The organism is Azospirillum thermophilum (genome assembly GCF_003130795.1).
GTDB classification, from domain to species: domain Bacteria; phylum Pseudomonadota; class Alphaproteobacteria; order Azospirillales; family Azospirillaceae; genus Azospirillum; species Azospirillum thermophilum.
On record NZ_CP029356.1, the window covers coordinates 507682 to 527664 of the forward strand.

The window sequence follows — 19983 nt, forward strand, 5'->3', positions numbered from 1 at the left end:
CGGGCGAGGATGCGCCGCAAGCTTGTACTGTTCAATTGACAAATAGTTTGATAGGGCCGTCATCACGAGGGAGGGCGGCCCCATCGGGCAGGCTCAGGTTCCGGAAGCGGCGCCGGACCCGCCGCTCAGTCGGTCAGGGTGCGCGCCTCGACCTGGGCGAGATCGGCGGCGCTCAGGTTCAGCAGCGGGTCGAGCGTGCCGGTGGTGCGCAGGCCGGCGGTCAGGCGGTAGATCACCCAGGCCGCCGCCAGCAGCCCGACGAACAGCCCGAAGACCAGCGGGTTGAAGTAGATCATCGTGCCGAGCGCCAGCACCGCCAGCACCAGCGAGATGGCCGGGAAGACGGGGTAGAAGGGCGCCCGGAAGGGCCGCTCCAGCCCCGGCTCGACGGTGCGCAGGCGGAACAGGCTCGCCATGCTCATGATGTACATGACGATGGCGCCGAACACCGACATGGTGACGATGTTGGCGGTCAGCGGCTGGCCGCCGATGGTCACCAACTCGTCGGAGTAGATGGCGGCGATGCCCACCACGCCGCCGGCCAGCGTCGCCCAGTGCGGGGTCCGGCGGGTCGGGTGCAGCGTGGCGAAAACCGGCGGCAGGTAGCCGGCACGGGCCAGCGCGAAGATCTGCCGCGAGTAGCCCATGATGATGCCGTGGAAGGAGGCGATCAGCCCGAACAGGCCGATCCACACCAGCATGTGCAGCCAGCCGCTCGACTCGCCGACCACCGCCTTCATCGCCTGCGGCAGCGGGTCGTTGATGTTGGAGAGCTGCGTCCAGTCGCCGACGCCGCCGGCGAAGATCATGGTGCCGAAGGCCAGCGCCACCAGCGTCAGGATGCCGCCGATATAGGCGCGCGGCACGGTGCGGCGCGGGTCCTTGGTCTCCTCCGCCGCCATGGCCGCCCCTTCGATGGCGAGGAAGAACCAGATGGCGAAGGGGATCGCCGCGAAGATGCCGCCGAAGCCCTCCAGCGTCAGCGTGTCGGACCCGGCCCAGCCCTTGGCCGTGAAGTTCGCCCACGAGAAGCCCGGCGCCACCACGCCCATGAAGACCAGCAGCTCGAAGATCGCCAGCACCGTGACGAACAGCTCGAAGCTGGCGGCGATCGACACGCCCGCGATGTTCAGCCCCATGAACACCACATAGGCGCCGACCGCCACCAGCTTCGGGTCGAGCGCCGGGAACTGGACGTTCAGGTAGGCGCCGATCGCCAGCGCGATGGCCGGCGGGGCGAAGACGAACTCGATCAGCGTGGCGAAGCCGGCGAGGAAGCCGCCGTTCGGCCCGAAGGCGCGGAAGCTGTAGGCGAAGGGTCCGCCGGCATGCGGGATCGCCGTCGTCAGCTCGGTGAAGCTGAAGATGAAGGTGGTGTACATCAGGGCGATGAGGATCGTCGTGACGAGGAACCCCAGCGTCCCCGCCGCCGCCCAGCCATAGCTCCAGCCGAAATATTCGCCGGAGATGACGAGGCCGACCGCGATGCCCCAGAGCTGGAGACCGCTCAGGCTTTTGCTCAGTTCGGGTTTGCTGCTCCCGGACATGGTTTGCCCTCCTGTTCAAGGTTGTGCAGGTGCAATCGGGCGCGGTTCTTCCGTCCGCGCTTCTTGTCGGTAAGGGGGGTCAGCGGCCGTCGAGGACGGGCGGGAGGCCCGCATCCGGCCGCGGCAGGGCGGGGGCGTCCTCCTTCAGGGCCACCCCGGTCAGCTTCAGCCGCGCCGCCTCGGTGGCGAGCCAGCAGAGCTTGTCCGCCGCCGCCCCGATCGGCAGGCCGTCGGCATGGATGTTGGAGATGCAGTTGCGTTCGGAATCGAGCCGCCCCGGCTTCGGATCCCAGGTGAGATAGACGCCGAGGGAATCGGCGACCGACAGGCCGGGCCGTTCCCCCACCAGCATGGCGACCAGCCGTGCCCCCAGCCGCTCCGCCACCTCGTCGCCCAGCGCCACGCGGCCCTGCCCGGCGAGCACCACCGGGGCGATCTCCCAGCCCCGCAGCCGCTCCGCGCAGGCCCGGACGAGCGGTGCGGCATGGGCCTGGACCGCGGCGGCCGACAGCCCGTCCGCCACCACGAAGACGATGTCCCAGCGCCCCGCCGCGAGCGCCGCGCGGCTCGCCTCGTCCAGCCGGCGGCCGAGGTCCGGGCGGCGCAGATAGACCGCGCGGTCGGCGGCGGCGCTGTGGACGCGCAGGCTGGGCAGGGGGGCAAGGTCGGCGGCCAGCCGGTCGAAATCCACCGCGCCGTGCACGGCGTCCCTGGCGCGGGCATGGGCGAGCTGGAAGTCGAGCAGCGCCGCCGTCGGCAGCCCGTCGCCGCTGCGCCCCAGCCCGATGCGGGCGCGGGTGGCGGTGCGGAAGCGCGCCCAGGGGTCGGGGGGAAGGCCGCGGTCGGTCATGCCGGAATCCTCCCGAGCAGGGCGGAGACGGTGGAGCTCTGGTCCGGCCAGGGCGGCAGGCGGCGCCGGTCGTCCAGCCAGCCGGCGCGCTCCAGCCACGCCTCGAACTCCGGGGCGGGCGGGCGCTTCAGCAGGTGCCGCAGGCCCAGCACGTCGTGATAGGACAGGCTCTGGTAGTTCAGCATGACGTCGTCGGCACCGGGCACCGCGATCAGGAAGTTCACCCCGGCGGTCGCCAGCAGGGTCATCAGGACGTCCATGTCGTCCTGGTCGGCCTCGGCATGGTTGGTGTAGCAGACGTCGCAGCCCATCGGCACGCCGAGCAGCTTGGCGCAGAAATGGTCCTCCAGCCCGGCGCGGATGATCTGCTTGGCGTCGTAGAGGTATTCGGGGCCGATGAAGCCGACGACCGTGTTGACCAGCAGCGGGTCGAAGGCCCGCGCCACCGCATAGGCCCGCGCCTCCACCGTCTGCTGGTCCACCCCGTGATGGGCCTCGGCCGACAGGGCGGCCCCCTGGCCGGTCTCGAAATACATGACGTTGCTGCCGACCGTGCCGCGCTTCAGCGACAGCGCCGCCTCATGCGCCTCGCGCAGCAGGGCGAGGGTGACGCCGAAGCCGCGGTTCGCCTTCTCGGTCCCCGCGACCGACTGGAAGACGAGGTCGACCGGCGCTCCCCGCTCGATCGCCTGGATGGTCGTGGTGACGTGGGCGAGCACGCAGGACTGCACGGGGATGTCGAAGCGGCGGCGCACGGTGTCCAGCATCTCCAGCAGGGCGATGCAGGCGGGCAGGTTGTCGGTCGCCGGGTTGATGCCGATCACCGCGTCGCCCATGCCGTAGAGCAGCCCGTCGAGCACGGCGCCGGCGATGCCGGTGGGGTCGTCGGTGGGGTGGTTCGGCTGCAGCCGGCTCGACAGCCGGCCGGGAAGGCCGACCGTGGTGCGGAAGCCGGTGACGACCGGGCATTTGGCGGCGACCGTCACCAGATCGTGGTTGCGCATGATCTTGCTGACCGCCGCCGCCATTTCCGGCGTCAGGCCGGGGGCGAGCGCCGGGAGGGCGGCAGCGTCGGCCTCGTAGGACAGCAGCCAGTCGCGGAACTGCCCCACCGTCATGTGGGCGACGGGCCGGAAGGCGCCGGCATCGTGGCTGTCGAGGATGAGGCGGGTGACCTCGTCCGTCTCGTAGGGGATCAGCGGCTCTTCCAGGAAGGTCTTCAGCGGCAGGTCGGCGAGCACCCGGCGGGCGGCGACCCGCTGCTCGTCGCTCTCCGCCGCGAGGCCGGCCAGCTCGTCGCCCGACCGGCGGGGCGAGGCGCAGGCCATCACCGCCTTCAGGTCGGCGAACCGGTAGCTGTTCTGTCCCAGCCTGTGCCTGTACTCCGCCATGGCGTTTCCTCCATGTCCTCGTGCTGCGACGAAGGCAGCGTGACACGGGTGGGCCTGCGGCGAGTTGACACTGGAACACAAAATTCGCAGGAGGGACGGGATGGAGCCGGGCGGTACCGGGCGGCCGTCCGGCGATCTGCCCGAAAAACGAAAGCCCTCCTCCCAGGCGGGAGAAGGGCTTTGCGGTGACGATGCGCGGCGGAGTTACTTGAACTCTTCCATCGTGCCGATGATGTGGCTGACGATGCCGTATTCCTTGGCCTCGTCCGCCAGCATCCAGTAGTTCCGGTCGGTGTCCTTCGACACCTTCTCCAGCGGCTGTCCCGTCTCCTGCGCGATGATCCGGTTCAGACGCTCGCGCATGCGGATGATCTCCTTCGCCTCGATCGCGATGTCCGTCGCCCGTCCGCCCGTGCCGCCCAGCGGCTGGTGGATCAGGAAGCGGGTGTTCGGCAGGCAGAAACGGTTTTCCTTCCTGGCCGCCAGATAGATGTGGCAGCCGGCGCTGGCGACCCAGCCCGTGCCCAGCATCTTCACCCGCGGCTTGATGAAGCGGATCATGTCGTGGATGGTGTCGCCGGCCTCGACATGGCCGCCGGGGGAGTTCACCACCACGGTGATGTCGTCGTCGCTCTCATGCGCCAGCGCCAGGAGCTGCGCCGAGACCGCCTGCGCCAGCTTCATGTCGATCTGGCCGAAGATCAGCACGGTGCGCGCCTTGAACAGGTTCTGCTGCACGGCAGCGAACGGCGGCTGGGCGCTTTCCTTCGACTTCTCGTCCGGTTCCTGTTCGGGCTCGTCGTCGAACCGGGTGTATCCGTCCTGCGCCATCGTTGTTCTTCTCCCTGGAATCGGACCTGAGCCGCACTGCGCCTCAATAGCTCTCTCCACATAGCCCGTATCGGGCGGATGTTCAACGTCCCGCCGGGCGAAAAGCCGGCCCGTCCGCCCGCCGTCCTGCCGGACCGGTTGACGCGGCCTGCGGCCATTCCGCACACTCCCGCTCAGCGGAACGGGCGGGGTGGCGAGGATGGACGGGGTTGTTGCCGGCGCGGGGGTTTCCGTCCTGATCGCCGCCCACCGGGCGCACGGCACCATCGTCCGCGCGGTGGAAAGCCTGATGGCGCAGAGCTGGGGTGCATGGGAAGCGGTGATCGCCAGCGACGACGGCACCGACTACCGCGCGACGCTGCTGGCCGCGGGACTCGACGATCCGCGGCTGGTGTTCACCGGCACCGGCCGCATCGGCGCCGGGGCGCCGGCCGCCCGCAACGCCGCGCTTCGCGCCTCACGCCTGCCGCTGGTCGCTCCGCTCGACGCCGACGACCGCTTCGCGCCGGACCGCCTCGCCCTGCTGGCGCCGCTCGCCGCCCGGCACGGCGCCGCGGCGGACAATGTCGCGGTGGTGCGCGACAGCGACGGCCGGCCGCTCTCCACCCTGTTCCCGGAAACCGGGGGCACCGGCTGGCTGGACGCCGACGCGTTCCTGCGAACCTCCGTCCCGATGTTCCCGGTGGTTCGCCGCGACCTCGACCCGCTGTGGGAGGAGGATGTGACTTTCTGCGACGACGTGGTGTTCAACGTCCGCGTCCTCGACCGCGCCGGCCGCATGGCGCTGGTCCGCCGGCCGCTCTACGAGTACCGGCAGCGCGAGGGATCCATCACCTTCTCCGCCGACAGCGGCGACCGGGCGGAACGCTGCTACCGCCATGTGCTGGCCCGGCTGGAGGGCGACGGGCTGGGCATCGCCGATCCGGGCCTGCGCGCCCGCTTCGCCGCGGCGATCGCGGCCAAGCGGGCGCTGAACGCTGCCTTCGAGGAGGCCTTCCGCGCCGGCCGCTGCGCGAACTTCCAGGAGTTCCTGGCGCTGCGGCCGCAGCCGGCGGCGGAAGGCGTGGTCTAGAAGGGCACCCCGCCTCCGGAGAGCGGCAGGGGAAGCCCGCCCGCCCCCGACGTGTCGCTGCCGGCGAAGACATAGTCGCGCCCTTCGGTGAAGGCCGGGGCGCCGATCGAAACGCCGGTGACATGCAGGGAGGAGCCGTCCCTGAAGCTGAAATCGGCGGCCCACTGCACGGTGCCGGGATTGTTGGGCAGCGCACCGAGGCTGGTCACCGTCACCGCCCCGGCGAGGTCGTCGCGGCCGTATCGGCTGAAGACGATCCGGTCGTTCTCGTCGTTGAACCCGGTCAGCTCGTCGGTGCCGAACCCTCCCACCTCCTTGCTGAAGAGGAACAGGTCGCCGGGGTCGCCGAAGTCGACCGCATCCCATCGCGTCGGCGTGCCGCCGCCGTCGATCCGGTCGTCGCCCCGTCCGCCGATCAGCGTATCGCGGCCGGCGTTGCCGTACTGGAAGAGGTCGTGCGCCGTCAGCACGTCGTCGCCGTCGCCGCCCATCAGCAGGTCGTCGCCCGAACCGCCGGTCAGCGAATCGGTCCCGTCGCGGCCCAGCAGCACATCGTCGCCCGACTGCCCGAGCAGCGTGTCGTTGCCCGCCATGCCGTCCAGCGTATCGTCCCCACCGCCGCCGGCGAGCGAGTTGGCGCCGGAATTCCCCCTGATCCCGTTGGACAGCCCGTTTCCGATGAGCAGCGAGCGGGATCCCGGATCCTGCTCCTGCGCGATCATCCGCTCGACATTGGCGGCCAGCCACCCGCTGCCCTTGATGTAGACGGTGTCGGTCCCGCCGCCGGCGCCCTCCTGGACCGTGTCGCGCAGGGCGTCGATGCGGTCGGGAGCGGTGCCGTTGATCCAGTAGACGTCGTTGCCGAGGCCGCCGGCCAGCGTGTCGGAGCTGGCGTCGTCGCCGGCATAGAGCGTGTCGTTGCCCGCTCCGCCGAACAGCCGGTCGCTGCCGCTCCCCCCGCCCATCAGGTCGTTGCCCGTCCCGCCATAGAGCCAGTCGTTGCCGGCGCCGCCCCACATGGTGTCCCGGCCGTCGAGGCCGAGCAGCGTGTCGTTTCCCGCCAACCCGTCGATGCGGTTGCTGCCGCTGTTGCCGGTGATGCGGTTGGCCAGCTCGTTGCCGGTGGCGCTGCCGTTGGCGGTGGCCCCGGCCTCCTGCAGCACCAGGTTTTCCAGGTTCCGGCCGAGTATCCAGGAGGACCGGGCATGGACCGTGTCGGTGCCCTGGCCCCGCTCCTCGATGATGCCGTCCTCCGGGCCGTTGACCCAGAAGCTGTCGTTCCCGGTTCCGCCGATCAGCAGGTCCCGGCTGGCGTCGTCGCCGCCATAAAGGACGTCGTGGCCCGAACCGCCCTCCACCGTATCCGATCCGTTGCCGCCGCCCAGCGTGTCGTTGCCGTCGCGGCCGAAAATCCATTGCGAGCCGCGGCCACGGAAGATCCGGTCACTGCCATTGGACCCGTAGACGTATTCGACTGCCATTGGAAAGTCCTCCCCGCACGCACGGAGCCGCCATCACCGGCACGGGACGAAGTGACGGCTTGATGCGGCGCACCAGTTCTTTGGGTTGTTGCACCGTCATCGACACGATGGCCGTTGACGACGCGCGCACTCCCAAAGCATGAGAGTGCAACCGGGCGAGTCAACTCGCCTGTTTTAGTGCTGTGCTTTCGAAATAGGCGCGTCGGGAGCGATTATTTGAAGGCCTTTCCGGGGAAGTCGCCGACCGGGCTCAGGTGGGTGACCAGCCCGACATCGGGGCGATGGAGGTGCAGGGCCACCGCCGGCGGCTCCTCCGTCCAGCGGTAGGGCGGCTTCGGCGCGAGGTCGAACGCGATGACGTAGGCGGAGGACGGGGCGACGAAGCCGGTCAGTCCACCCCAGTTCACCGTCGCCTGCCGGTGGATGTGGCCGCAGACCACGCCCAGCACCTTGCCGTGCCGGCGCAGCATGGCCCCCAGCTCCTCCGCCCCCTCGATGCAGCGCATGGTGTCGAGGAACTGCATCCCGATGGGGAAGGGGGGATGGTGCAGGGCGACCAGCGTCGGCCGGTCGGGCTGTTCGGCCAGCCGCGCCGCGATCCAGGCGAGCCGGGCCGGGCAGAGCGCGCCGACCGGCGACCCGGGGATCACCGAATCGAGCATCAGGACGCGGACGGGGAACTCCTCCACCGCATAATGCAGGAACTGGCCCTCCATCGGCAGCCAGCCGCGATCGCCGAAGGCCCGGCGCAACCCGGCGCGGTCGTCATGGTTGCCGGGCAGCACGCGGAACGGGATCTCCAGCGGCTCCAGCCCTTCCAGCACCGCCTCGTACTCGCCCTCGGCCGGCCCGTTGATCAGGTCGCCGGTGATCAGCACCAGGTCGGGCCGCGGGGTCATCGCGTTCAGATGGGCGACGGTGGCCGCCAGACGCTGGTTGGTGTCCGCCGCCGGGAACGGGCGGGTGCCCCTGGCGGTGACGTGCAGGTCCGAGATTTGCGCGATCAGCATGGGAGGTCCGCAATCGGTCGCCGAAGGTCCCGAGCATCGCCAAGCCCGGCGCCCGCCGCAACAGCGGAGTGGTGCCGCGGGTGGGAATGGGACGGGCCGGCCGGAAACGGGCGGGTGCGACGATGGCGGCTCAGCGCCGTCCGCCGGCCAGCCGTTTCGCCTCCGGCCGGCCGCGCAGGCGGAGCATGGCCCAGATGCCGACCGCCGGGCCGAGGGCGAGGACGGCCGGGGCGACGGACCAGCCGGCCGCCGCGGCAAGCTCCGGCAGCAGATGGATCGACAGCAGCGTCAGCGTGAAGCCGCCGCAGACCTGGGCGGTGAGGATGGTGCCGAGATGCTGCGGGACCGCCAGTTCGGTGGCGGCGGCGGAGAACTGGGCGGAGTCCGCGACGGCGCTCGCCCCCCAGACGAGGCAGAGGGCGGTGGTCAGCGCCGGGGCGGCGCCGAAGCTGGTTCCGGCCAGCAGGGCGCAGGAGCCGCTGATCGCCAGCGCCCCGGCGGTCACCGCCGTCCGGCCGATCCGGTCGGCCATCAGCCCGGCCAGCACGCAGCCGATGCCGCCGACGGCGACCACGGCGAAGGTCGCGCATTTCGCCCAGAAGGCGGCGTCGCCCGGTGGCAGGCTGTGCGCGAAACTGGCCTGGAGGAACACGCCGACCCAGGCCCACAGGGCGTACAGCTCCCACATGTGGCCGAGGTAGCCGAGATTGACGAGGCGCAGGCTGGGGACGCTCCACACCTCCCACGCCGTGGCGAGCACGAAGCGCCGGGGGGCCGCGGCATTGGGGCCGAGCGACACGGAGGCGGCGACCAGGGCCGAAAGCCCGGCAAGCAGCGAGGTGAAGGCGATGGTGGAGCGCCAGCCGACCCCGCCGAGCGCGCCGATCAGGTGCGGCGACGCCGACCCCACCGACAGGGCGCCGACCAGCAGCCCGACCAGCAGGCCGAGGTCGCCGCGCGCCCAGCTCGCCGCGATCTTCATGCCGACGGGATAGATGCCGGCCATGCAGGCGCCGGTGACGAAGCGCAGGGCCAGCGCCACCATGCCGGCCGGATCGACCAGAAGCAGTGCTGCGTTGGCCGCCCCGGCCACCAGGGCCGAGGCCATGAAGAGCCGCCGCGGGTCGAGCCGGTCGGCAAGCCCGAGCAGGGCGCTGACCAGGGTGCCGGCGACGAAGCCGATCTGCACGGCGCTGGTGAAGGCGGCGGCCTGGAAGTCGGTCAGCCCGGCCTCGGCCCGCAGCGCCGGGACCACCGCCGTGCCGGAGAACCACAGGCTGAGCGCCAGGACCTGCGCCAGTGCAAGGGCGGCGATCGAGCGGCGCTTGGCGTCCCAGTGATTCTCCCGCGTCTCGATCACCGTGCCGGTCATCGCGCCGCCATGGCGGCGGTTGCGAAGGGTGGGACTGGCCCGCCGGACGGGCGAATGCTGCGAGCGCGCATGATGCTCTCCTCCGCGACACCTCCGGGACACCGGCCGCCGCTCCGCCGAGCGTGCCGGCACCCAGTGTAAGCGACCGGCGCGCCCGCCGTCGAAGGATTAGGAGGATCGATCACCAATTTGCAACGGTGATGATGCGTATGACTGAATAGAACCGGACCCGGGGCGTGCGGCGGCGCGGCCGGCGGTGCTGTCGGTGACCGGGCATCAAGGGTCCTGGGCATTGCCGGGCAGGAGGACGGCTTGCCGAACATGCGCAAGTATGGCCAGACCGCGCAGCTTCAATGAGGCCTGGGCATTACTGCCCAGGAAGACCAGTTTCACGTACAACAATCTGCTGATGCGCCAATGGCAGCTTCAATGAGGCCTGGGCATTACTGCCCAGGAAGACTCGCGCGCTGGTACACCAGCCTTGATGAGACCGGCCGGCTTCAATGAGGCCTGGGCATTACTGCCCAGGAAGACGGGCGCTGCGCTATAGTCATCGCCACCCAGCTTGGCGCAGGCTTCAATGAGGCCTGGGCATTACTGCCCAGGAAGACAGGGTACCGCGTACCCCGTTGGAAAGACGCCCGAATCGGAGGCGGATTCGAGCGGTCCGGGATCTTGACCGATCGGTCAGGAAATCCGGTTCCGTTTCGTTCTCTACGATGTCCAAGAACCCTGGAAAATCAACGCTCTGTCCGTTGCGAGCGGGTCCGGGGGTTTTGCGGCTACCGGACCGCTCGCACGGCAGCGGCAGCCGGGCGGCATGCTAGCACACGCGCAGCGGGATGCGACAGGGCGATGTTCGCGGCGGCATGGCGGCACCCTCGGCGGAGGCCGCCCGCCGTCGCCCGGACCGTGCGTGCCCGTCCCCGTCCGGGACCTCGCGGCGCTTCAGCCCAGCAGCTCCGCCGCCTCGCGCCACAGCCGCCCGGTCAGCGGGGTGGCGGGCTCGGCGCGGGCGAGCGCGGCGGACTGGCCGGCCCAGGCCTGCATGCGGGCGAGGTCGCCGGCCTTCGCCGCGGCGCCGCGCATCGCCGCGGTCAGGGCGCGCTGGACCGGGTAGGGGGCGGGCGGCGGGGCGTCCGGCGCGCCGGCGGCGCGGGCATAGGCGGTGGCGATGCTGCGCCCGGCCCGGCCGCTGAAGGCGCGGGTGACCAGCGTGTCCTCGGCAGCGTCCGCGCCAGCGCGTCGGCCCAGGCGGGGGGCAGCCCGGCCTCGGGACAGCGCAGGAAGCCGGTGCCGATCTGGACGGCGCTCGCCCCCAGCGTCAGGGCGGCGGCGATGCCGCGGGCGTCGGCGATGCCGCCGGTCGCCACCACCGGGAGCCCGACCGCATCGGCCACCGCCGGGATCAGGGAGAACAGGCCGACCATGGCGGACTCGGCGCGGGCGGCGTCGAAGCAGCCGCGATGGCCGCCGGCCTCCATGCCCTGGACCGCGACGACGTCGGCGCCGGCCGCCTCGGCGGCGCGGGCCTCGGCGACGGTGGAGACGTTGGCGATCCACAGGATGCCGCGCTGCTTCAGCCGGGTGACGAACTCCGCCGGGTAGAGCCCCATGACGGAGGAGACCATCGGCGGGGCCGCCTGCAGGATCGCCTCGCACTGGGCGGCGAAGTCGCGCAGCGGGGCGTCGGCGGCCTCCGCCGGGACCGGCGGACCCCAGCTGCCGAGGAAGGCGCGGACCTCCGCCTCGCGCGCCGGGTCGCGGACGGGCGGCGGGTCGGGGATCCACAGGTTGATCTGGAAGGGGCCGCCGGCGCCGGCCCGCACCTCGGCGGCCCAGGCGGCGATCTCCTCCGGTGCCATCAGCAGCGCGCCGCAGGCGCCGAGCCCGCCGGCCTTCATGACGGCCATGGAAAGGGAGGGCGGGCAGGCGCCGGCCATCGGGGCCAGCAGGATCGGCAGGCGCAGGCCGAAACGGGTGCAGAAGGCCTCGGCACGGGCGCGGGCGGCGTTCATGGCGTGTCTCCTTCGGGGGGGCCGGCTGCGTCGAGGGCGGCATCGATGGACGAGGCGGTGAAGACCGGCGCCTCCAACATCATGTAGTGGCCGGCCTCGCGGCAGACCCGGACGGCCAGGGCGGGATAGAGCGGCTCCAGCGCCGCGCGGATGCGGGGCTCGCGGTAGGGCTCGATGTCGTGCTCGCCCAGCAGGGCCAGGATCGGCAGGGGAAGGCCGGCCGCCTGCGCCGCGAAGTCGGTGCCGGTGAACATGCGCAGATAGCCGCGCATCGCTTCAGGCCGGGCCGAGCTGCGCAGCAGGGCGAGCTTGCGGTCGAGCCAGACCGCGCCGTAGCGGTGGCCGGTGCGCGCGGCGATGGCCTCGCGCGCCGCCACATCGTCGTGGATCAGCGCCGCCATGCGGTCGAGCGTCGCCGCGTCGGCCCGGAAGCCGGAGGGCGGCACGGGGGAGATCAGGACGAGGCGGCCGACCCGCTCCGGCGCGTCGAGCGCGACGCGCTGGGCGATCATGCCGGACATGGAATGGCCGACGAGGTCGAAGCGCCGGTGCCCCAGCCCGTCCATCAGCCGCAGCACGTCGGCCGAGGCCTCCGCCGCGGTGAAGTCGCCGGGAAGATCGCGCGACAGGCCGTAGCCGCGCAGGTCGGCGAGGATCCAGGTGAAGCGCCCACCGTCCAGCCACCCAGTCATCGCCGCGTAATTGCGGTGGTCGGCCAGCCATTCATGCAGGACCACCACCGGCCGCGGGCCGGAGCCGACGCGCAGATGGCCGAGGAGGGAGCGGGAGGGATCGGCGGGGATGGCGTGCATGGCGCCCGAGTCTAGGGGGCGGCTGCGGGGCCGGGAAACGAATTCTCGTGATGGTTTCGTTCTGCGATCGAGATGGCAGGCACGGGCAGCGGGCCGGGCAGCGGGCCGGGCAGCGGACGGGATTGCGGGGGAAGCCAGCTTAAACCGGGCTTTAACCCTTCCCTGCTCGCCAGCCCTCGATTGCTCGGCTATAACACCCAAAAGTTGGTTAAGGCGTCTTAACGTCCCCGCTCGGAAGGTGTCACCCATGGCCCGGTTGCTGGCGTTCCTCCTCGTCGTCCTCGTCGCATCCTTCCCGGTGCGGGCGGAGTATGTGCCGGCCGGCCTCGGCAACGAGGCCGGGGCCTATGCCGACAGCCTGCGCGCCAAGGCGCCGCCGCAGCCCAACCCGCAGCAGCGGGCGGACGCGCTGAAGCAGGCGCGGACCGCGCTGCAGCAGGGCAACGCCGCCGCCGCGGTGCCGAAGTTCGAGCAGGCGATCACGCTGGGCGCCGTCGCCCCCTCGGTCTGGCTGGAGCTGAGCAACGCCTGGATGGCTCTGCCGACGCCGAACAAGGAGCGCGCGCTGCAGGCCGCCCGCCTCGCCTATATCGCCGACGGCAAGGACGAGGACCGGGTGGCCGCCCTGTGGCGGATGGGCGACCTGCTCGACGGCGCCTTCGGCCGGCCGGGCGACGCGGCCATGGTGCTGCGCGACATCCAGACGATGGCGCCGCGCCTGGACAAGGCCCTGCTGGAGGCCCGCGCGCCGGGGCTGGACGCCCGCGTGCTGGCGCTGCGCCAGAAGGCGGGGCTGTCGCTGCGCTCGGTCCGCGTCAACCCGGACGACGAGTCGCCGCGGGTCTGCTTCACCTTCTCCGACCCGCTGAGCAGCAAGCGCGGGCTGCGCTTCGACGACTTCCTGCGCATCGAGCCGCAGGCCCAGGTGGCGGTGGAGACGCGCGACCGCGACCTCTGCCTGCGCGGCTTCGCCCACGGCAACGGCTATGCGGTGACCCTGCGCCAGGGGCTGCCGGGCGAGGACGGGGTGCTGCTGAAGGCCGACGAGACGCAGCGCATCCGCATTCCCGACCGCACGGCCATGGCGGCCTTCCGCGGCTCCGCCTTCATCCTGCCGCGCAGCGGGGCGGACGGCATCCCGGTCGTCAGCGTCAACACCGAGAAGCTGAACGTCGCGGTCTACCGCATCGCCGACCGCAACCTCGTCCCCGGCTCGCATGACGGCCGTCTGTTCAACCCGCTGACCGGCAGCGCCGCCGAGGCGCTGGCCGAGCAGCATGGCGAGCTGGTGTGGAAGGGCACGCTGGAGACCAAGGGCGAGCGCAACAAGGAGAACACCACGGCGCTGCCCTTCCGCCAAGCGGTGGGCGACACGCCGAAGGCCGGGCTCTACGTCGTCACGGCGGAGCCGGCGGACGTCGAGCCGGCGGACGAATGGTCCGACCTCGCCACGCAATGGGTCGTGGTGTCGGACATCGGTCTCACCAGCTTCCGCGGGGCGGACGGCATCACCGTCTTCGCGCGGTCCTACGGGACGGCCAAGCCGATGCCGGGGGTCGAGGTGGCGCTGGTCGCCCGCAACAACGCGGAGCTGGCGCGCGTGACCACCGACCAGCTCGGCCGGGCGAAGTTCCCGGCGGGAGTCGTGCGCAACCGCGGCGGCAACACGCCGGACATGGCGATGGCCTATGCCGGCGCCGATTTCGCCATGCTGGACCTGACCAGCGCCGCCTTCGACCTGTCGGACCGCGGGGTCGGCGGGAGGGCGGCCCCCGGTCCGATGGACGCCTTCGTCTATACCGACCGTGGCGTCTACCGGCAGGGCGAGACGGTCAACCTCGGCATCCTGCTGCGCGACGACAAGACGGACGCGGTGGAGAACTTCCCGCTGACCGTCAAGGTGCTGCGGCCGAGCGGGACCGAGTATTATTCCGGTCTTGCTCCGGCCCATCCGGCGGGCGGCTTCTTCCTGCCGCTCAGCCTGTCGAAGACGGCGCCGCTCGGCGGCTGGCAGGTGCTGGTCTATACCGATCCGAAGGGCGAGCCGGTCGGCCGCGCCAGCTTCCAGGTCGAGGATTTCGTGCCGCTGAAGCTGGCGCTGGAGGTGGCCCCCTCCGCCCCGATCCTGACGCTCGGCCAGCCCTTCGAGGTGGTGGCGAGCGGCCGCTTCCTCTACGGCCCGCCGGCCGCCGGGCTGGACGGCACGGCGGAGGTGGCGCTGCAGCCGGACCCGCTGCCCTACCCGCAGTTCAAGGACTACCGCTTCGGTCTCGTCCAGGAGCAGATCGACAGCCGGCTGGAGACGCTGGAGTTCCCGACGACCGACGCCGAGGGCAAGTCGCACATCGCGGTCGCCCTGCCGGGCCTGCCGGACACCAGCAGGCCGCTGCGCGCGGAAATCCGCGTGACGCTGGCCGAGCCGGGCGGGCGTCCGGCGCGCAAGTCGGTGACCGTGCCGGTGCGCAGCAAGTCCTACGCCATCGGCCTGCGCCCGCAGTTCCGCGACGGCCATATCGGCGAAGGGCAGGAGGCGGCCTTCGACCTCGTCGCCCTGGCGCCGGACGGCACGCCGGTCGCCAAGCAGACCCTGACCTGGGAGCTGGTCGAGGAGCGCGTCACCTTCCAGTGGTACCGGCAGAACGGCCGGGTGAACTACAGCGCCGTGACGCGCGACATGCCGATCACCTCCGGCACCGTGACGGTGGGTGCCGACAAGCCGGCGGTCCTGTCGGTCGGCAAGCGCGACTTCGGCCGTTACCGGCTGGAGGTGACGGACAAGGCGTCGGGGGTCGCGACCTCCATCCGCTTCTCGTCGGGCTGGTCGATCGCCGAGGATGCCGGCAACACGCCGGACAAGCTGGAGGTCACCACCGACAAGCAGGCCTACAAGCCGGGCGAGACGGCGCGGCTGAAGATCACGCCGCCCTTTGCGGGGGAAGTGCTGCTGACCGTCGCCACCGACCGGTTGTTCGACGTCCGCACCCTGTCGGTGCCGGCCGGCGGGACGACGGTCGAGGTCAAGGTGGACTCCGCCTGGGGGCCGGGCGCCTATGTCACCGCCACCGCCTTCCGCCCGCCGGTCAAGGGCAAGGAGCGGCAGCCGGTGCGCGCCATCGGCCTCGCCTGGCTCGGCATCGATCCGGCGGTGCGCACGCTCGACGTCGCGCTGGACGCGCCGGCGGTGATCCGGCCGCGCGGCCCGGTCGAGGTCGGCGTGAAGGTTGCGGCGGCCGGCGGCGGTTCGCTGGACGAGGCCTATGTGACGCTGGCGGCGGTCGACGAGGGCATCCTGCGCCTGACCGACTTCGTCAGCCCGCAGCCGGGCAAGCATTTCTTCGGCAAGCGGATGCTCGGGCTCGACATCCGCGACGATTACGGCCGGCTGCTCGACGCGCTCGACGGGCCGTTCGGCGCGCTGCGCCAGGGCGGCGACGCCAGCGGCGCCGGGCTGCCGGTGGTGCCCTTCACCGTCGTGTCGCTGTTCAAGGGGCCGGTCAAGGTCGGCGCCGACGGGACGGCGCGCATCAGCTTCGACATTCCCGACTTCAACGGCGAGCTGCGGCTGATGGCGGTGGCCTACAGCCGCAGCCGGGTCGGCTCCGCCGCGCAGCCGCTGACCGTGCGCGACACGCTGGTGGCCGACGCCATCACGCCGCGCTTCCTGGCGCCGGGCGACGACAGCCGCGTGACGCTCAACCTCCACAATGTCGAGGCCGCCGAGGGCGCCTATGCCGTGACGGTGGAAGGCCGCGACGCGGTGACGGTGGAGGGCGGGCAGATGTCGGTCCCGCTGGCGAAGGGCGAGCGCAAGACGCTGGTCCTGCCGCTGAAGGGGGTTGCCGCCGGCATCGGCCGCATCGCCCTGTCGGTGAAGGGGCCGGACGGGCTGTCGCTGTCGCACGAGTACGGCATCACGGTGCGCCCGGCGCGGCCGGTCGAGACGCAGTTCGTCACCAGCCAGGTCGGGCCGGGCGAGCAGGTTCGCTTCGACGGGGCGCAGCTCGCCAGCTTCGTGCCGGGCACCGGCGGACTGTCGGTCAGCTACAGCACGACGCCGCCCTTCGACGTGGCGGGGATCCTGCGGTCGCTCGACCGCTATCCCTACGGCTGTGCCGAGCAGACGATCAGCCGCGCCCTGCCGCTGCTGGTGGTGCGCGACGTCGAGCTGGCGATCGGCGCCGACCGCAAGCCCGACGACGGGCTGGAGAGCCGGGTGCAGCAGGCGGTCGCCCGCACGCTGGACCGCCAGCGCTTCGACGGCAGCTTCGGCCTGTGGAGCGCCTATGACTCGACGGACGCCTGGCTGACCGCCTATGCGACGGAGTTCCTGATCCGCGCCAAGGAGAAGGGCAACCCGGTGCCCGACAAGCCGCTGGCCGACGCGCTCGCCTGGCTGCGCCAGCGCGCCATCGCCAGCGCGTCCGAGCCGGGAGAGCTGGCCGTGCGCGCCTATGCCCTGCATGTGCTGGCGCTCGGCGGCATCTCGCTGCCCGGCCCGGCGCGCTACCTGCACGACACGGCGCTGGAGCAGCTTCCGACGCCGCTCGCCAAGGGGCAGCTCGGCGCGGCGCTCGCCCGCATGGGCGACCTGGAGCGGGCGAACAGCGCCTTCGACTCCGCGGTCGGCCGGCTGGCGCGCAACGAGTGGTACGCCGACTATGGTTCGACCACCCGCGACGCGGCGGCGCTGATCGTTCTGGCCTCGGAGGTCAACATGCTGGGCAACCGGCTGCCGGCCCTGCTCGATCGCCTGCCGGCCTCGGCCACGGCGGCCAACCGGACCAACACGCAGGAGAAGTCCTGGGCGGTGCTGGCGGCCGACACGCTGCTGCGCGGCAGCCCGACCCCGGTCGAGGTGGCGCTGCCGGGCGGCGTCAAGCGCAGCGGCAAGCGGGTGGACCTGACGCCGACGCCGGCGCAGCTTTCCGGCGGCCTGCCGGTGACCAACAACGGCAAGGCGGCGATCTGGCAGGCGGTATCGGTCTCCGGCGTGCCGAGTTCGCCGGCGCCGGCGGCGCGCGAGGGGCTGCGCATCAAGCGCTACTTCTTCAAGAAGGACGGCAGCCCGGTGAACCTGGACGAGATCCGCCAGAACGACGTGTTCCTGGTGGTGATGGAAGGTGAGTCGACGACGAAGCTCTATCACCAGCTCGTCGTGACGCATCCGCTGCCGGCCGGCTGGGAGATTGAGAACCCGCGCTTCGGCGCCGGGGAACCAGCGACTTCGAATGGCTGACGGACCTGTCCGCCCCGATCAGCTTCGAATCGCGCGACGACCGCTTCACCGCGGCGCTCGACATCGCGGAGGACGGACCGCAGACCTTCAAGCTGGCCTTCCTGGTCCGGGCGGTGACGCCGGGCAGCTACGAGCTGCCGGGCGCTGCGGTCGAGGACATGTACAAGCCGCGCTTCTTCGCCCGCCAGGCCGCCGGGCGGATCGCGGTGAAGCCGGCACAATGACCGGGGAGCGGGGGCGAGGGCACGCCCCTCCCCCCGCGGGGACGGGAGCAGGCGACGTTGGCGCAGGCTGCTGGCGGGCGCCGCCGCAGGGGTGGGGCTGCTTGCCGGCGGCCTCCTCACCCTGGACCTGCTGTTCCCGCCGCCGCTGCAGCGGTTGCAGGATCTGTCGGTGACCGTCACCGACCGGACGGGGGAACCGCTGCGGGTCTTCACCAACCGGGCGGGGGCGTGGCGGCTGCCGGCGGCGGCGGAGCAGGTGGCGCCGCTGTTCGTCGATCTGCTGCTGGCCTACGAGGACCGCCGCTTCAACGACCATCCCGGCGTCGATCCGCTGGCCGTGCTGCGGGCGGCGGGGCAGAACCTGACGGCGGGGCATGTCGTCTCCGGCGCCTCGACCCTGACGATGCAGGTCGCCCGCCTGCTGGAGCCGCGGCCGCGCACCCTGCGGTCGAAGCTGATCGAGATGGCGCGGGCGGCCCAGCTCGAATGGCGCTACGACAAGCAGGCGATCCTCGGCATGTACCTGACGCTGGCGCCCTATGGCGGCAATGTCGAGGGCATCCGGGCCGCCTCGCTGACCCTGTTCGGCAAGCCGCCGAAGGAGCTGACCCCGGCGGAGGCGGCGCTGCTGGTCGCCCTGCCGCAGGCGCCGTCGCTGCTGCGGCCCGACCGGGCGGCCGAGCGGGCGCGGGCGGCGCGCGACAAGGTTCTCGACCGCGCCGTGCTGGCCGGTGCGCTCTCCCCGCGCGCCGCGCAGGAGGCGAAGCAGGAGCCGGTGCCGGCGGGCAAGCTGGCGCTGCCGGCCTCCGCCCCGCATCTGGCAGACCTGCTGCGCGCGGCGCATCCCGGCGCTCCGCTGGTGGCGACCACCCTCGACGGCGGCCTGCAGCGCTCCGTCGAGCTGCTGGCCCGGCGCGAGGTCGAGACGCTGCACGAGCGGGCGGGGATCGCCGTCCTGGTGGTGGACAACCGGACCCGCCGGATCCTCGCCTGGGTCGGCAGCCCGGATTTCCTCGACGAGCGGCGGCAGGGACCCATCGACATGGTGCGGGCCGTCCGCTCGCCGGGGTCGGCGCTGAAGCCCTTCATCTACGGGTTGGGCTTCGACGACGGGGTGATCCACCCGCTGACCCAGGTCGCCGACGTCTCCACCCGCTTCGGCGACTATGCGCCGCGCAACTTCGACCGCGGTTTCAGCGGCGACCTGACGATCGCCGAGGCGCTGCAGCGCTCGCTGAACGTGCCGGCGGTGCTGGTGCTGGACCGCGTGGGACCGGTGCGCTTCGCCGAGGCGCTGCGGCGGGCGGGCGTCACGCTGGTGATGCCGCCGGGCACGACGCAGCCGGGCCTTCCGGTGGCGCTCGGCGGTGCCTCGATCAGCCTGCTGGACATGGCGACGCTCTATGCCGGGCTGGCGCGCGACGGCCTCGTCGCGCCCCTGCGTGCCGACCCGGCGGCGGAGGGAAAAGCGCAAGAGGGGGAGGAGGTCCGGCTGCTCTCCTCGGCGGCCGCGCAGCAGGTGCGGGCGATCCTGGAGGGGGCGCCGCCGCCGGCCGGCGTGGTGCAGGACCAGGGGCAGCAGGCGCTCGGCCCCATCGCGCTGAAGACGGGGACCAGCTTCGGCTTCCGCGACGCCTGGGCCTTCGGGGTGACGGAGCGTTTCACGGTCGGCGTCTGGGTCGGCCGTCCCGACGGAACGCCGAGCCCCGACCGCTATGGCCGCAACACGGCGGCCCCGCTGCTCTACCGCGTCTACGACCTGCTGCCGCGCGACCGCGGCCGGCCGGCCGGACCGCTGGCCGCCGGCAATGCGCCGCCGGTGCTGCTGCGCCGGCTGAACGCCGGGGACCCGACGCTGGCCGCCGGGCCGCGCCAGCCCGACCGGCTGCGGCTGGTCTTCCCGTCGAACGACATGGTGCTGGAGGCGCTGGGGCCGGACGGGCAGGGCGATCCGCTGACCCTGTCGGCGACCGGCGGCCGGCGCCCGCTGTCCTGGCTGGTCGACGGGCGGCGGGTGGCGGTGACGCCGATCCGACGCGACGTCGAATGGCGCCCGGACGGCGCCGGCACCGTGCGGATCACGGTGCTGGACGCCGACGGCCGAAGCGACAGCGCGACGGTCGAGATCCGGTGAGCGGA

11 protein-coding genes and 2 pseudogenes are annotated in these 19983 nt (G+C 72.0%); 4 read left to right on the forward strand and 9 right to left on the reverse strand.

Annotated elements, in window-relative coordinates; translation table 11 throughout:
- Positions 1-125: 125 nt before the first annotated feature.
- The 4 genes from eat to DEW08_RS23475 all read right to left on the reverse strand — a co-directional run bounded on the left by eat (position 126) and on the right by DEW08_RS23475 (position 4619).
- The gene (gene eat, locus DEW08_RS23460) at positions 126-1547 is read right to left on the reverse strand and encodes an ethanolamine permease (RefSeq protein WP_109331814.1); all 1422 of its coding nucleotides are present in this window, start codon (positions 1545-1547) and stop codon (positions 126-128) included.
- Positions 1548-1626: 79 nt separating this feature from the next.
- Positions 1627-2397 carry an ethanolamine ammonia-lyase subunit EutC gene (eutC, locus tag DEW08_RS23465; protein WP_109331815.1) on the reverse strand — a complete coding sequence of 257 codons (771 nt, stop codon included), beginning with the start codon at positions 2395-2397 and terminating at the stop codon, positions 1627-1629.
- A complete protein-coding gene (locus DEW08_RS23470) occupies positions 2394-3788 on the reverse strand; it encodes an ethanolamine ammonia-lyase subunit EutB (protein ID WP_109331816.1) in 1395 nt (464 codons plus the stop codon). The genes eutC and DEW08_RS23470 overlap by 4 nt, the downstream gene beginning before the upstream one ends.
- Before the next feature lie 204 nt (positions 3789-3992).
- Entirely contained in the window at positions 3993-4619 is a 627-nt protein-coding gene (locus DEW08_RS23475; RefSeq protein ID WP_109331820.1) for an ATP-dependent Clp protease proteolytic subunit, read from the reverse strand.
- Positions 4620-4818: 199 nt separating this feature from the next.
- On the opposite strand from DEW08_RS23475, the gene DEW08_RS23480 reads away from it, so the two are divergent.
- On the forward strand, positions 4819-5691 hold the full coding sequence (locus DEW08_RS23480) for a glycosyltransferase family 2 protein (protein ID WP_109331821.1): 873 nt from the start codon (positions 4819-4821) through the stop codon (positions 5689-5691).
- On the opposite strand, the gene DEW08_RS23485 is transcribed toward DEW08_RS23480, so the two are convergent.
- The 5 genes and pseudogenes from DEW08_RS23485 to DEW08_RS23505 all read right to left on the reverse strand — a co-directional run bounded on the left by DEW08_RS23485 (position 5688) and on the right by DEW08_RS23505 (position 12384).
- Entirely contained in the window at positions 5688-7172 is a 1485-nt protein-coding gene (locus DEW08_RS23485; RefSeq protein WP_109331822.1) for a calcium-binding protein, read from the reverse strand. The genes DEW08_RS23480 and DEW08_RS23485 overlap by 4 nt on opposite strands.
- Before the next feature lie 212 nt (positions 7173-7384).
- Positions 7385-8182 (reverse strand): phosphodiesterase, encoded by a 798-nt coding sequence (locus DEW08_RS23490; RefSeq protein ID WP_109331823.1) that lies wholly within the window; start codon positions 8180-8182, stop codon positions 7385-7387.
- Between the two features lie 130 nt (positions 8183-8312).
- Positions 8313-9554, reverse strand: a complete 1242-nt coding sequence (locus tag DEW08_RS23495) for an MFS transporter (RefSeq protein WP_109331824.1) — start codon at positions 9552-9554, stop codon at positions 8313-8315.
- Between the two features lie 948 nt (positions 9555-10502).
- Positions 10503-11572: pseudogene (locus tag DEW08_RS23500) on the reverse strand (NAD(P)H-dependent flavin oxidoreductase).
- Positions 11569-12384 carry an alpha/beta fold hydrolase gene (locus tag DEW08_RS23505; protein WP_168220488.1) on the reverse strand — a complete coding sequence of 272 codons (816 nt, stop codon included), beginning with the start codon at positions 12382-12384 and terminating at the stop codon, positions 11569-11571. The pseudogene DEW08_RS23500 and the gene DEW08_RS23505 overlap by 4 nt, the downstream one beginning before the upstream one ends.
- Positions 12385-12631: 247 nt before the next feature.
- On the opposite strand from DEW08_RS23505, the gene DEW08_RS23510 reads away from it, so the two are divergent.
- The 3 genes and pseudogenes from DEW08_RS23510 to pbpC all read left to right on the forward strand — a co-directional run bounded on the left by DEW08_RS23510 (position 12632) and on the right by pbpC (position 19978).
- Positions 12632-17620, forward strand: coding sequence for an MG2 domain-containing protein (locus tag DEW08_RS23510; RefSeq protein ID WP_281262073.1), 4989 nt, complete (start codon positions 12632-12634; stop codon positions 17618-17620).
- A gap of 17 nt (positions 17621-17637) precedes the next feature.
- Positions 17638-17730 (forward strand): annotated as a pseudogene (locus tag DEW08_RS33910) (hypothetical protein); the annotation flags it as partial.
- 205 nt (positions 17731-17935) lie between these two features.
- The gene (gene pbpC / locus DEW08_RS23515; protein ID WP_245986941.1) at positions 17936-19978 is read left to right on the forward strand and encodes a penicillin-binding protein 1C; all 2043 of its coding nucleotides are present in this window, start codon (positions 17936-17938) and stop codon (positions 19976-19978) included.
- Positions 19979-19983: the final 5 nt, after the last annotated feature.

What these genes read in the sequence shown, in the direction of transcription:
- eat (WP_109331814.1), bottom strand. Translation starts at nt 1,547, where the DNA reads ATGTCCGGGAGCAGCAAACCCGAACTGAGCAAAAGCCTGAGCGGTCTC.
- DEW08_RS23470 (WP_109331816.1), bottom strand. Translation starts at nt 3,788, where the DNA reads ATGGCGGAGTACAGGCACAGGCTGGGACAGAACAGCTACCGGTTCGCC.
- DEW08_RS23495 (WP_109331824.1), bottom strand. Translation starts at nt 9,554, where the DNA reads ATGACCGGCACGGTGATCGAGACGCGGGAGAATCACTGGGACGCCAAG.
- DEW08_RS23480 (WP_109331821.1), top strand. Translation starts at nt 4,819, where the DNA reads ATGGACGGGGTTGTTGCCGGCGCGGGGGTTTCCGTCCTGATCGCCGCC.
- DEW08_RS23490 (WP_109331823.1), bottom strand. Translation starts at nt 8,182, where the DNA reads ATGCTGATCGCGCAAATCTCGGACCTGCACGTCACCGCCAGGGGCACC.
- eutC (WP_109331815.1), bottom strand. Translation starts at nt 2,397, where the DNA reads ATGACCGACCGCGGCCTTCCCCCCGACCCCTGGGCGCGCTTCCGCACC.
- DEW08_RS23485 (WP_109331822.1), bottom strand. Translation starts at nt 7,172, where the DNA reads ATGGCAGTCGAATACGTCTACGGGTCCAATGGCAGTGACCGGATCTTC.
- DEW08_RS23475 (WP_109331820.1), bottom strand. Translation starts at nt 4,619, where the DNA reads ATGGCGCAGGACGGATACACCCGGTTCGACGACGAGCCCGAACAGGAA.
- DEW08_RS23510 (WP_281262073.1), top strand. Translation starts at nt 12,632, where the DNA reads ATGGCCCGGTTGCTGGCGTTCCTCCTCGTCGTCCTCGTCGCATCCTTC.
- DEW08_RS23505 (WP_168220488.1), bottom strand. Translation starts at nt 12,384, where the DNA reads ATGCACGCCATCCCCGCCGATCCCTCCCGCTCCCTCCTCGGCCATCTG.